General features: G+C 45.1%; 13 protein-coding genes. 9 read left to right on the top strand and 4 right to left on the bottom strand.

Annotated elements, in window-relative coordinates; genetic code table 11:
* Positions 1-149: 149 nt before the first annotated feature.
* The 3 genes from CVP04_RS06830 to rnb all read left to right on the top strand — a co-directional run bounded on the left by CVP04_RS06830 (position 150) and on the right by rnb (position 3,861).
* Entirely contained in the window at positions 150-905 is a 756-nt protein-coding gene (locus CVP04_RS06830; protein WP_100296752.1) for a Nif3-like dinuclear metal center hexameric protein, read from the top strand.
* A 126-nt stretch (positions 906-1,031) separates the two neighbouring features.
* Positions 1,032-1,820, top strand: coding sequence for an enoyl-ACP reductase FabI (locus CVP04_RS06825; protein ID WP_100296751.1), 789 nt, complete (start codon positions 1,032-1,034; stop codon positions 1,818-1,820).
* 61 nt (positions 1,821-1,881) lie between these two features.
* Positions 1,882-3,861: an exoribonuclease II gene (rnb, locus tag CVP04_RS06820; protein WP_100296750.1), complete on the top strand. Its 1,980-nt coding sequence runs from the start codon at positions 1,882-1,884 to the stop codon at positions 3,859-3,861.
* Positions 3,862-3,920: 59 nt separating this feature from the next.
* Here rnb and miaB read toward each other — a convergent pair whose 3' ends face one another.
* A complete protein-coding gene (miaB, locus tag CVP04_RS06815) occupies positions 3,921-5,345 on the bottom strand; it encodes a tRNA (N6-isopentenyl adenosine(37)-C2)-methylthiotransferase MiaB (protein WP_100296852.1) in 1,425 nt (474 codons plus the stop codon).
* 213 nt (positions 5,346-5,558) lie between these two features.
* Entirely contained in the window at positions 5,559-6,125 is a 567-nt protein-coding gene (efp, locus tag CVP04_RS06810) for an elongation factor P (protein WP_007241760.1), read from the bottom strand.
* Between the two features lie 35 nt (positions 6,126-6,160).
* Between efp and epmB the strand changes: the two genes are divergently transcribed.
* The 3 genes from epmB (at position 6,161) to CVP04_RS06795 (ending at position 9,133) form a co-directional block, all read left to right on the top strand.
* Positions 6,161-7,186: an EF-P beta-lysylation protein EpmB gene (gene epmB / locus CVP04_RS06805; RefSeq protein WP_100296851.1), complete on the top strand. Its 1,026-nt coding sequence runs from the start codon at positions 6,161-6,163 to the stop codon at positions 7,184-7,186.
* Between the two features lie 171 nt (positions 7,187-7,357).
* Positions 7,358-8,680, top strand: coding sequence for an opacity-associated protein OapA (gene oapA / locus CVP04_RS06800; RefSeq protein ID WP_423738296.1), 1,323 nt, complete (start codon positions 7,358-7,360; stop codon positions 8,678-8,680).
* A 63-nt stretch (positions 8,681-8,743) separates the two neighbouring features.
* Complete coding sequence (locus CVP04_RS06795) at positions 8,744-9,133, top strand: MliC family protein (protein WP_243385150.1); 390 nt, start codon at positions 8,744-8,746, stop codon at positions 9,131-9,133.
* Positions 9,134-9,223: 90 nt separating this feature from the next.
* Here CVP04_RS06795 and rdgC read toward each other — a convergent pair whose 3' ends face one another.
* On the bottom strand, positions 9,224-10,132 hold the full coding sequence (rdgC, locus tag CVP04_RS06790) for a recombination-associated protein RdgC (protein ID WP_100296748.1): 909 nt from the start codon (positions 10,130-10,132) through the stop codon (positions 9,224-9,226).
* Between the two features lie 62 nt (positions 10,133-10,194).
* Here rdgC and proC point away from each other — a divergent pair, with 62 nt between their 5' ends.
* The 3 genes from proC to xerD are packed head-to-tail and all read left to right on the top strand — an operon-like array spanning position 10,195 to position 13,084.
* Positions 10,195-11,010: a pyrroline-5-carboxylate reductase gene (gene proC / locus CVP04_RS06785; RefSeq protein ID WP_100296849.1), complete on the top strand. Its 816-nt coding sequence runs from the start codon at positions 10,195-10,197 to the stop codon at positions 11,008-11,010.
* A gap of 17 nt (positions 11,011-11,027) precedes the next feature.
* A complete protein-coding gene (locus CVP04_RS06780) occupies positions 11,028-12,188 on the top strand; it encodes a 3-phenylpropionate MFS transporter (RefSeq protein ID WP_100296747.1) in 1,161 nt (386 codons plus the stop codon).
* A gap of 2 nt (positions 12,189-12,190) precedes the next feature.
* A complete protein-coding gene (xerD, locus tag CVP04_RS06775) occupies positions 12,191-13,084 on the top strand; it encodes a site-specific tyrosine recombinase XerD (RefSeq protein WP_100296746.1) in 894 nt (297 codons plus the stop codon).
* Between the two features lie 6 nt (positions 13,085-13,090).
* Here xerD and CVP04_RS06770 read toward each other — a convergent pair whose 3' ends face one another.
* On the bottom strand, positions 13,091-13,717 hold the full coding sequence (locus tag CVP04_RS06770) for a 7-carboxy-7-deazaguanine synthase QueE (RefSeq protein ID WP_423738295.1): 627 nt from the start codon (positions 13,715-13,717) through the stop codon (positions 13,091-13,093).
* Between the last annotated feature and the right edge of the window lies 1 nt (position 13,718).

Below are 13,718 nucleotides of genomic sequence, written 5' to 3'. Positions count from 1 at the left end.
TATCAGAAAAATCAATGACCTTATTGTAAAAGTATTTCCGTTGAAATTCAAAAACTAATGCGAGGTATTTTGCCCGAATTACCGTCTTTCAGACTGTTTTGTGTTACCATAAGTCGCCACAAAAAAACCTTTTGTCAGCGGGGAAAATTATGAATCATCTACAACTGGAACAGATTATTAATCAAAAACTCAACAGCCACGCCATTAGCGATTATGCGCCGAACGGATTGCAAATCGAAGGCTCGGAAAATATTGGCAAAATCATCACCGGCGTCACTGCCTGCCAAGCGTTAATCGATTACGCCGTCGAACAAAATGCCGACGCAATATTGGTTCACCACGGCTATTTTTGGAAAAATGAAAATCCTTGCCTGCGCGGAATGAAAGGCAAACGTATCAAAACCTTGCAGGTGAATAACATCAATTTATACGCCTATCATTTACCCTTGGACGTTCACCCTCAATTAGGCAATAACGCGCAACTCGCCGCACGTTTAGGCATTAAAGATCTGCAACCGCTGGAAGCGCAACCGAACAGTATTCCCGTTTACGGCACCTTATCCGAACCATTGACGGCACAACAACTCGGCGCGCGAATCGAACAAGTATTACAACGCAAACCTTTAATTTGCAGCGAAAATGCACCGCACTTTATCCGCACCGTCGGCATTTGCACCGGCGGCGGCCAAGGTTATATTGATCTCGCTGCGACACAAGGTATCGACGCCTTTATCAGCGGCGAAGTATCCGAGCAAACCGTACATTCTGCGCGCGAACAAGGTATTCATTTTTTTGCCGCCGGACACCACGCCACGGAGCGCTACGGCGTGCAAGCGCTCGGCGAATGGTTGGCGGCGGAATTCGGCTTACAGGTCGAATTTAAAGATATTGATAATCCGGCATAAAAGCCAAAATGCGGTCGAATTCGCGAAAGGTCTGCTTTGTGTTCAAAGGATTTTTAGCTTATACTACGCACAATTTTTAACACCGTTCCGCGCAATTCGGCGGATGAATAAAATAGGAATCACACAATGAGTTTTTTAACAGGTAAACGCATTTTAATCACAGGTTTAGCCAGCAACCGTTCTATCGCTTACGGTATCGCCGCCGCAATGAAACGCCAAGGCGCGGAGCTTGCTTTCACCTATTTAAACGATAAATTAAAAGGTCGAGTGGAAGAATTTGCCAAAGAATTCGGCTCGGACATCGTTCTTCCGTTGGATGTTGCAACCGATGAAAGCATTACGGAATGTTTCGCGCAATTAAAACAACATTGGGAAACCTTCGACGGTTTCGTCCACGCCATTGCCTTTGCGCCGGGCGATCAATTAGACGGCGACTACGTTAACGCCGCAACTCGCGACGGTTATCGCATTGCACACGACATCAGCGCATACAGCTTTGTAGCAATGGCGCAAGCCGCTCGCCCGATGTTAAACCCGAATGCCGCATTATTAACCTTAAGCTATTTGGGTGCGGAACGTGCGATTCCGAACTATAACGTAATGTGTTTGGCAAAAGCTTCCTTAGAAGCCGCAACCCGCGTAATGGCGGCGGATTTAGGCAAAGACGGTATTCGCGTCAACGCGATTTCCGCCGGCCCGATTCGCACTTTAGCGGCATCCGGCATTAAAAACTTTAAGAAAATGTTGGCGACCTTCGAAAACACGGCGCCGTTACGTCGCACCGTCAGCATTGACGATGTGGGTAATTCCGCCGCATTTTTATGTTCGGATCTCGCTTCCGGCGTAACCGGTGAAATTTTACACGTTGACGCCGGTTTCAGCATTACGGCGATGAGCGAATTAGGCGCGGAATAATTTCCGCATTGATTATTCGGGCAGGCGCGACGTCTGCCCTTTTGTATTTCTAAGATAAAATATGTTTCAAAATAATCCGTTACTTTCTCAATTAAAACAACAAATCCGCGACAGTAAACCACACGTCGAAGGCGTGGTTAAAGGGTCGGATAAAGCGTTCGGCTTTTTAGAAACCGATAAAAAAAGCTATTTCCTGCCGCCGCCGGCGATGAAAAAAGTAATGCACGGTGACAAAATCAAAGCGGTGATCGAAACCGTGGGCGACAAAGAACAAGCAGAACCGGAAGAATTAATCGAGCCGATGCTCACTCGTTTTCTTGCTAAAGTGCGGTTTAATAAAGACAAGAAATTACAAGTTTTGGTTGATCATCCGCAAATTAATCAGCCGATCGGCGCCAATCAGGCGAATAAATTAAAAGAAGAATTGCAAGAAGGCGACTGGGTGGTCGCGCAGTTAAAAACTCATCCGCTGCGTGACGATCGTTTCTTTTTCGCTCAAATCACCGATTTAATTTGTCGTGCGGACGATGAATTCGCGCCTTGGTGGGTCACATTGGCGCGCCACGAACAATCGCGTTATCCCGTTGCCGGCGCAGAAGATTATCCGATGTTGGATCAACAACCGCGCGATGATCTCACCGATCTGCATTTCGTCACTATCGACAGCGAAAGCACGCAAGATATGGACGATGCTTTGTTTATTGAGCCTATCGAAACCGCGGGCAGCCAAACCGGTTGGCGTTTAGTGGTGGCGATCGCCGATCCAACCGCCTATATCGCACCGGATTCGCAAATCGAACAAGACGCGAAACAACGTTGCTTTACTAATTATCTACCGGGTTTTAATATTCCGATGTTGCCGCGTGAGTTATCCGACGAACGCTGTTCGTTAATGGAAAACGAAACTCGACCGGCATTAGTGTGTTATATCGAAACGGATTTGCAAGGCAATATCACGGCGAAACCACGTTTTGTTTGCGCTTCTATTCGTTCGAAAGCGAAATTGGCGTATAACAAGGTTTCCGATTATTTGGAAGGACAAGCCGACGCGTGGCAACCGGAAAATACCGAAACGGCAACGCAAATTCAACGCTTGCACCAATTCACCCTTGCTCGCATTGAATGGCGTAAAACCCATTCGTTGTTGTTCAAAGAAAAACCGGATTATTCCTTTGTGTTAGCAGAAAACGGCAAAGTTGCGGACATTAAAGCGGAACATCGTCGTATCGCCAACCAAATCGTCGAAGAATCAATGATTATTGCCAATATTTGCGCAGCGCAATATTTAGCGGAAACGGCAAAGTGCGGTATTTTTAACACGCATTCCGGTTTCGACAAAAAATTCTTAGAAAATGCCCGTCAATTTTTATTGGCAAATTTGGCGAACGATGAAAATCGCGCCGAATTGGAAGAACGTTATTCCGTGGAAAATCTTTCGACATTAGAAGGTTATTGCCGGATGCGTCACGATATCGAACCTTTTAACAGTGATTTTCTTGAATTGCGTTTACGCCGTTTCTTAACTTTTGCCGAATTTAAAGCGGAATTAGCGCCGCACTTTGGCTTAGGTCTTTCCGGCTACGCCACTTGGACATCGCCGATTCGTAAATATTCCGATATGGTGAATCACCGCTTGATCAAAGCCTCTTTAACCACGCAAGTCTATGAAAAACCGCAAGAAGCGGTGCTCGCCCGCTTGCAAGAAGCGCGTCGCCAAAATCGCTTGGTTGAACGCGATATTGCCGATTGGTTATATTGTCGTTATTTGGCTGATAAAGTGGAAATAAATACCGAGTTCGAGGCGGAAGTGCAAGACGTAATGCGCGGCGGATTACGCGTGCAATTATTAGAAAACGGCGCCTCCGTATTCGTACCGGCATCCAACTTGCACGCCAATAAAGAAGAAATGGCGGTGAATAGCGACGAAATCGCCTTATATATCAACGGCGAACGCAAATACAAAATCGGTGACATCGTGAAGGTGCGATTAACCGAAGTGAAAGAAGAAACGCGCAGTATTATTGCCGATATTCTGATTTAAGCTAAAAAAGAAGGGAAATATCGACTATTTCCCTTCTTTCGTTTCATTAGTTCGATCGACTAGCCGCCATAACGTCCGACGCCTAATTCATCTTCTTTACGCGTGCGATTCATCACGGCTTTCGGCGATTGTACTACGCGCAATCCCATTTGATCTTCGGTACGCACCACTTCGCCGCGTAAGGAATTGGTAAACACGTCGGTAATTTTAATATCGACGAATTTGCCGATCATATCGGGCGAACCGATAAAGTTCACGATACGATTCGTTTCGGTTCGACCGGTCAATTCCATAATGTCTTTTTTCGACGGACCTTCGACCAAAACGCGCTGTTCAGTGCCCAACATTGCACGGCTGAATTGTGCCGCTTGGTTGTTAATGCGCTGTTGTAATAAATACAAACGCTGTTTCTTTTCTTCTTCGGATACATCATCCGGCATATCCGCCGCCGGCGTACCGGGACGTGCCGAATAAATAAAGCTGAAACTCATATCGAAATTCACTTGTGCAATTAAATTCATTGTATCCTCGAAATCCTGTTCGGTTTCACCCGGAAAGCCGACGATAAAATCCGAACTAATCTGAATTTCCGGCCGCACTTTACGCAATTTGCGGATAATGGATTTATATTCAAGCGCCGTATGACCTCGTTTCATCATATTCAACACACGATCCGAGCCGCTTTGCACCGGCAAATGCAAGAAACTAACCAATTCCGGCGTATCTGCATATACATCAATAATATCATCGGTAAATTCAATCGGATGGCTGGTCGTAAAACGCAAGCGATCAATACCGTCAATCGCCGCTACTAAACGCAACAATTCGGCAAAAGTACAAATCCCACCATCGTGCGTCGGTCCGCGATAGGCGTTCACGTTTTGACCTAATAAATTCACCTCGCGCACACCCTGTTCCGCTAATTGCGCAATTTCAAACAATACGTCATCAAGCGGACGACTGACTTCCTCGCCGCGCGTATAAGGCACAACGCAATAAGTACAATATTTATTACAACCTTCCATAATCGACACAAACGCCGTCGGACCTTCCGCTTTCGGTTCCGGCAACCGGTCGAATTTTTCGATTTCAGGGAAACTCACGTCCACTACAGAACTTTTCCCGCCGCGAATTTGGTTAATCATTTCAGGCAAACGATGCAACGTTTGCGGCCCGAAAATAATATCCACATAAGGCGCACGAGTGCGAATATGCTCGCCTTCTTGCGACGCCACACAACCGCCGACACCAATCACCAAGGCCGGATTCTTTTTCTTCAACTCTTTCCAACGACCTAATTGATGAAACACTTTTTCTTGCGCTTTTTCACGAATCGAACAAGTGTTTAACAACAAAACATCCGCTTCTTCCGGCACTTCGGTAAGTTCCAAACCGTGCGTGCTGTTTAATAAATCCGCCATTTTAGAACTGTCATATTCATTCATCTGACAGCCCCAAGTTTTGATATGTAATTTCTGAGTCATATTTCGATTTAAATTCATTAGCCTATAAAAAATTAGTTGGCTATTTTACAGTCTTGCGCTAACTGTGGCTAGTTAAAATGAGATTTTCTTTTGTATTTAACTCATTGTAGGGAGTTTTTTTATTTTCCCAAAAATAAGCGAGGTGAACAGACAAGGAATTTAAATAAATTAAAGCCGGCAATAAAACCGGCTTTTTAATAAAAAATATGTGAATTATTTTACCCGAGAAACATATTCGCCGGAACGAGTATCTACTTTGATCACTTCGCCGATTTGGACGAATAGAGGGACTTTTACCACTGCGCCGGTGCTTAATGTTGCCGGTTTGCCGCCGGTTCCTGCGGTGTCACCTTTTAGACCCGGATCGGTGTCAATGATTTCTAATTCTACAAAGTTCGGTGGTGTAATAGAGATAGGCGCGCCGTTCCATAAGGTGACGATACAATCCGCTTGATCCAACAACCATTTTTCCGCATCGCCCACGGCTTTTGCGTCCGCGGAGTATTGCTCAAATGTTTCCGGATGCATAAAATACCAGAACGCATCGTCTTTGTAAGAATAGGTTAAGTTTAGATCCATTACGTCAGCAGCTTCGACGGAAGTACCTGATTTAAAGTTAACGTCTAACACTTTGCCTGAAATTAATTTACGAATACGCGTGCGCGTAAAAGCTTGACCTTTACCTGGTTTCACAAATTCGTTTTCAACGATGACGCAAGGTTCGCCGTCTTGCATAAATTTTAGACCCGGTTTGAAATCACTGGTAGTATATGTAGCCATATTATCCTCAAAATAAAAAGAGATTGTTTTTAAAAGTGTCTATTTTAACCCGAAATATCCCGATTAGAGAAGAACAAATTCAACGAGAAAGTTGGACGGATTATCTCGCCGAGGCGGTTTCCGATCCGAAACAGTTACTCGCGCTCCTTGATTTAGAAGAAAAAAACTTTACGGAAGATATACTTGCGCGTCGTTTATTTCCTTTGCGTGTACCGCGTCCTTTCATCGAAAAAATGCAAAAAGGTGATCCGAATGATCCGCTTTTCTTACAAGTAATGGCGGCAAAAGAAGAATTTATAAGTGCGGTCGGTTTTAGCAAAGATCCGTTGGACGAACAACACAACCCGGCGCCGAATATTTTGCATAAATACCAAAATCGACTGTTATTAATGGTTAAAAACAGCTGTGCGGTTAATTGCCGCTATTGTTTCCGTCGGCATTTTCCTTATGCGCAAAATAAAGGCAATAAAGAAAATTGGCAAAAAGCATTGGATTACATTGCACAGCATCCGGAAATCGAAGAAGTGATTTTTTCCGGCGGCGATCCGTTAATGGCAAAAGATCACGAATTGGATTGGTTGATAAAACAGCTGGAAAACATACCGCACTTACAACGTTTACGCATTCATACGCGCCTACCCGTTGTGATTCCGCAGCGCATTACGTCGCAATTTTGCGATTTACTCAAAAACAGCCGTTTGCAAATATTGTTAGTGACGCACATTAATCACCCGAACGAAATCGATGATCATTTGGCGCAAGCGATGTTTGCGCTTAAACGGGCGAATGTCGTTTTGTTGAATCAATCCGTTTTGCTCAAAAATATTAATGATAATGCACAAATTCTAAAAACCCTGAGTGACAAATTATTTCAAATCGGCATTTTGCCTTATTACTTACATTTGTTGGATAAAGTGGAAGGCGCCAGCCATTTTTACCTTGATGACCAACAAGCATTAAAAATTTACAAAGAATTACAAAGCATTACTTCGGGTTATTTAGTGCCGAAACTGGCGCGCGAAATTGCCGGCGAAACGAATAAAACTTTGTATTCGTCATAGGAAAATCGCAAAAGATCCTTTAAAATAAACAATGTTTTGACCGCACTTTTAAAGTGCATTTATTTTCCTGTTAGTATTTAAGGTATTATCGTGACAACTGAACAACAAAAACCGGTAAACGGAACCGAAAACAATCCGGCGCAAAGCGAGTTGGATTTAGGCTTTAATCAAATGGAACCTATTACACCGAAAAAACCGGTCACGCCGGAACCGTCATTTTTTAATAAAGCGAAAGATCTATTTAGCCGCAAAGAAAATCCCGAACCGCAATTCAACGTGCGTAAAGAGCCGACTTTCGGTGACGCGCCGATTAACACAAATGAAAATGTAACGAGCGAGCCGGTTATCACAACAGCGGCAACCGCGACGCCGATTGTCAATGAGGTTAATAGCAATATCGAGGCGATTCAACCGGAAGAAACAAAAGCGGATGAAATCAATCCGACCGAAGAACCGATTACAGTACAAGAAACGGAAAAAGACGCGCCGGCACAAACACAACACAGCACGACAGATTTGAAAAAACCGGAAAATTGGGCGATTTTACAAGCCTTACCACCGAAATACCGTCGTATTTTTATTGCCTTATTATTGGCAATTTTGGCATTAATCCTTATTTCTTGGTTGAAACCGAGCACGGATACCGTTCAATCTTTCGAGCAAAACAGTAATGCGATTCCGACTCAATTCCAATCGCTTGATCAAAGTCAACCGGTGGAAAATTCCGTGTTGGATAATTTAAATAATCCGCAAAATGTACAAACGGAAAATAACGCAACCGACGCAACACAACAAAATCTTACGACGGAAACGCCTGAACAAAATGCGCTGCAACCTAATGCATTAGCTCAAACGAACGAACAAGCCAATGCCCAAGGAGAAAAAGCAAACCTAGCTGAAACAAACAAACCGGCTGAAACAAACAAACCGATTGAAACGCCGGTCGTGCGTGAAAAACCGGCAGTCGAAAAACCGGTTATCGCCGAAAAACCTAAAGCTGCTGAAAAACCACAAACAGTTGAAAAATCACCGGTGGCAGAAAAACCGAAAGCTGCGAGCAAACCTGTCGTAACGGAAAAACCGAAGGCGGTGGAAAAAGTAAGCGCGCAAGATAAACCGAAAACCGTAGAACAAAAAGCACCGGCTATAAAAGTGCAAAAAACGCAAGGTGCTCCGGTTGTTGAAGCCAAACCTGCCGGTACGTCAACAGCGAAAAATACAGAAAGTGCAGTGACAAAATCCGTCAACAGTAAAACGTTAACCGTGCCGCAAGGCGTGTCCTTAATGCAAGTGTTCCGCGACAACAATCTGAATATTTCGGATGTGAACGCAATGACAAAAGCCAACGGCGCCGGCAATGCGTTAAGCAGTTTTAAACCGGGCGATAAAGTTCAAGTGTCGCTTAACGCACAAGGCAGAGTGAACGAATTGCGTTTATCCAACGGCGCACGTTTTATTCGTCAAGCAGACGGCACTTATCAATACAAAAAATAAACCGTGACACGGCGGGATAACCGCCGTTATCGGATCAATTTACCCATTTAAGAAGGGAATGCTATGCTAAAAACCGGATTGCTATTTTTCACTACATTGACGCTTGTCGCTTGCGCCGATCAGGTTATGCTTTCGCCGGTCAGCAAACCGACGACCGTTAAAAATTCACCGGCGATAGAAAAATCGACGCAGCAAGGCAAAGCAATCCGCTATCTTTGTAAGGATGATAAAGAAGTGCGTGTCGTCCGTTCAATGAAAAGCAAAAAAAGAAAATTGAATACCGTTAACATCACATTCGAACAAAACACGCAAAAACTCACGCAAGCGATTTCCGAAAGCGGTCAAAAATACACCAACATTCATTGGCATTGGATCGAACGTAATGAATTCGCCACACTAACCAATGCCGTAGGCGATATTTTAGCGGAACAATGTGTTGCACAAAAACCTTAAAAAAGGCATAGCACAAAAATTCAAAAAGACGCAAATTGCGTCTTTTTTATTGGGTGTAATAGCTAAAATCGTTACGAAAAATGACGTTTTTTATAACAGCTCTTTTTCTCCGCCGAATTCGTGCAATAAATTTTCCGTCAATTTCGCCAATATACCGGTCATTAACACAAAATCCGCGTCAAAACGTTGGGCAATATCTTCTTTCAAAATATCGTCGTTTTTCTCCCGCACTTGATCAGCGAATTTTAACCGTTTTAACGAACAATCTTCGTTTAACACAAAACTTAAATGTTCATCCCATTCCAAAGCCAATTTCGTGATACATTTTCCCGCTTGCAGTAACGACAAAATTTCTTCGCTTTCTAACGATTGTCGTTTACAGCGAATCACCGCATTATCTTGGCTACCGCATAATTCGGCATCCTCTAACGCCGTAAGCCATTGCGGAATATGATCATTACTAATCCAATCGCTCATTACCAAGGTCGGATCATTTGCAAAGCTCAACGGCACCACGGGCAAAGATCCTAAAGATTTGCGCAATAATGCCAAAATATCTTCCGCTTGCTTACTTGACGCGCTATCCACATAAATCAAATCGGCTTCGCTATCGATCCAAATCGCCGTTTGACGATTTTTACTGAACGCGCGAGGCAAAAGCGCGGCGATCACATCGTCTTTCAACGCCTGTTTTTCCGTTTTCTTTAATTTGCGCTGTTCTTTTTCTTCCAATTCGGCGATTCGCCCTTCTAATTCGCGATTTACCACCTGCGCCGGCAGGATTTTTTCTTCTTTATGCGCAAGCAATAAGATTTGTTTTCCTACGGCAAAATAAAGTAATTCGCTGCCGCGCAACGGATTCGTCCAGCCGAATTTACTCATATCCGATTGCGCACAAGGGTGAAATTCGCATTGTTGTAACTGTTGTTGTAATTGCGCCGGCGACCAATCCAAACTTTTTGTCAGGCGATAAATCATCGCATTTTTAAACCAAATCATAGTCGTTCCTCAAAATTATGCGGTACAATGTGCGCTATTGTAACTTATTCGAGAACAAAAATATGCAACATAAATCAATTACCTTTATCGGCGGCGGAAATATGGCGCAAGCGATTATTTTCGGCTTGTTAAAACAAGGCTATCCGGCACAACTTATTACCGTTTGCGATCCGAATCCTGAAAAACTCGCATTATTCGCCGCACAAGGCGTGCAAATCGGCGAAGATAATTTAAGCGCCGCACAAAAGGCGGAAGTGGTGTTATTGGCGGTGAAACCGCAAGTCATCGCCGACGTTTGCCAAGGATTAAGTGCGGTGGATTTTAACGATAAATTAGTGATTTCTATTGCGGCGGCGATTTCCGTTGCAAGATTGCACGAACTATTGCCGAGCGCCGGCAATATCGTGCGCGTAATGCCGAATACGCCGGCGTTGGTTTCTTGCGGAATGGCGGGATTATTTGCCGAAAGCCACGTTTCCGAGGCATTAAAAAGCTTCGCGCAAAACTTGCTGAACGCCGTCGGCGAAACCTGTTGGGTAGAAAACGAAACGGATATGCATTTAGTCACTGCGGCATCAGGTAGCAGTCCGGCTTATTTTTTCCTCTTTATGGAAGCAATGCAACAAGCCTTAACTCAAACCGGTTTGCCGGAAGAAACAAGCCGCTTATTAATTCAACAATCCGCCCTTGGTGCGGCGAAAATGACGGTGGAAAATCCGACGACACCGTTAAGTTTATTACGTCAAAACGTGACGTCGAAAGGCGGTACCACCGCTGCAGCATTGGCGGTTTTTAACGAAGAAAATTTATCCGCCACCGTCGAACGCGCCATTCAAGCTTGCGTACAACGTTCGCAAGAAATGGAAAAATTATTTTAAGCACAGGGTTAATTTAGATGAATATTTCGGCGTTTAACTGGCTGGCGCTCAGTTTTTTCGGTTATTACTGCGCTTACGGCGTATTTGTGCCTTTTTTTCCCGTTTGGCTGAAAGCGCAACATTACGGCGCCGAAAGTATCGGTTTGATTATCGCTTCCTCTTATTTATTCCGTTTTCTCGGCGGTATTTTCTTTTCGGCGAGCATTAAACGCGCGCACCATTTGCTTATCGCTTTACGCAGCGTCGCCTTGCTCAGCGCCTTGGTGATGGCGGCAATCGGCTTCAGTGCGCAGAATTTTCCGCTACTTTGTCTTGCCGTTTGGTTATTCGCAACGTTAAACGCCGCCGGAATGCCTTTAAGCGATACGCTTGCCGCTACTTGGCAGCAACAAATCGGATTGGATTACGGCAAAGTCCGTTTAATCGGTTCCGCCGCTTTTGTGGTGGGCGTCACCTGTTTCGGCTATCTTATCGGCTTATTCGGCGATCATACGATTATTTGGATTTTGACCGCACTTTTATGCTGCTACGCCGCCGTGCAAACGCTTTCGCCGAATCCTCCGCCGCGAGATTCCGCGGAAAGTGCGGTGATTTCTTCCGTCGGTTTTCTCGATTTATTAAAAAATCCGACCACATTACGCCTATTTATCGCTATTTCCTTAATTCAAGGTTCGCACGCCGCGTATTACGCCTACAGCGTACTTTATTGGACGGAATTAGGCTTTTCCGTTCAAACCACCAGTTTATTATGGGGATTAAGCGTCGTTGCCGAAATTTTATTATTCTTTTTTTCCACACGATTATTTAAACATTGGAAAGTCAGCTCGCTGTTTTATCTTGCCGCCGTCGCCGCAACCCTGCGCTGGGCGGTGCTAAGCGAAACGCAGAATTTATGGCTTATCGCCGCCGTGCAAACATTACACGCCTTCACTTATGCCGCCGGACATTATGCCACGGTTCGCTATATCACCACCCAACCGCAAAATACGATCGCCAAATTACAAGGGCTATATAACGGTTTGTCCGGCTGCGCGGCGGTTGCGCTGTTGACCGCGCTTTCCGGCGTGTTATACCCGATTTCCCCGCAAATCACCTTTTTAACGATGATGTGCATTGCCCTTGCCGCACTCTTTGTGATTCCGCGTCACGTTGACGCCTTTTTGATTCGGAGAAAATAAGCGTGAAAGATACCGCACTTGTGGAACTATTTCTAAACGATTTATGGCTGGAAAAAGGCTTGTCCGAAAACACCGTTCAGTCCTATCGATTGGATTTAACCGCAGTATGTCATTGGTTGGAAAAAAATAATTTGTCCTTAATTCAAGCGGATGCCGTTGACTTGCAAACCTTTCTCGGCGAACGTTTACAACAAGGTTACAAAGCGACCAGTACGGCAAGATTGCTCAGCGCACTGCGCAAATTGTTTCAATATTTATATCGCGAAAAATATCGCGGCGACGACCCAAGCGCAATTCTCAGCTCGCCGAAATTGCCGTCGCGCTTGCCGAAATATTTGACCGAGCAACAAGTGACGACTTTAATGAACACGCCGAATACAGATATTCCGTTAGAACTGCGCGATAAAGCGATGTTGGAATTGCTGTATGCCACCGGTTTGCGCGTGACGGAATTGGTCTCGCTCGGCATTGACAGCTTAAATCTCAATCAAGGCGTGGTGCGCGTCATCGGTAAAGGCAATAAAGAACGCATTGTGCCGATGGGCGAAGAAGCCGCCTATTGGGTGCGCCAATTTATTTTATACGGGCGTGCCGCGCTGTTGGACGGGCAAAGTTCCGACGTATTATTTCCCAGCCGATTGGGTGTGCAGATGACGCGCCAAACCTTTTGGCACCGAATTAAACATTACGCCGTTCTTGCCGAAATTGATTGCGATGCGTTGTCGCCGCACGTTTTGCGCCACGCTTTCGCCACCCATTTGGTCAATCACGGCGCGGATTTGCGCGTGGTGCAAATGCTGCTCGGACACAGCGATTTATCCACCACGCAAATTTACACGCACGTTGCGAAAGAACGCTTAAAACATTTGCACGAACGTTATCATCCGCGCGGATAATGGCAATTATTCAATCCCGATTAACTTGTGGGTTTGCAAGCTCAAACGCCACAAGGGTTTATCCCGCCGCGTATTCAACAAGCCGAGTTGCGTAATCACGTCGAGCAAATTCATTTCGCCGTTGATTTCGCAAGGCGATAGATAATAATTTGTCGCGCGAATGTGCGTTTCTACCCATTGGCAAAAATCCACGACATTTTCATCCGCCACAATGCGAACCTCGTCCGCCGCCGTAATATGGCGTCGGCGATATTGTTCCCAATAGGCGCGTTTCGGGCTGACGGCGATATAATCGATTTGCGGCGGCACGTTTTTCAAGCCGTTGGTTTCTATTGCCAGAAAATAACCCTCGGCTTTTAATGCCGCTAAAAGTGCGGTCAATTTCGGCTGAATTGTCGGCTCGCCGCCGGTAATGATAATATTCTTCGCCGAAAACGACCGCACTTTTTGCAAAATTCGGCTCAACGGCAAGCGCTCAAATTGATTAAAATTCGTATCACACCAAGGACAAGCCAAATTACATTTGCCGAAACGGATGAAAATACAAGACATTCCGGTGTTCGCACCCTCGCCTTGCAAGCTTTCGAAGATTTCGACGATAGGATAAATCGGCTCCTTAAGCGCCGTCGGAATG

The sequence above is a fragment of the Caviibacterium pharyngocola genome (assembly GCF_002795405.1).
Taxonomy (GTDB): Bacteria; Pseudomonadota; Gammaproteobacteria; order Enterobacterales; family Pasteurellaceae; genus Caviibacterium; species Caviibacterium pharyngocola.
Note: the sequence above shows the minus strand (reverse complement) of the source record. Positions and strands in the feature narration are given on the sequence as shown.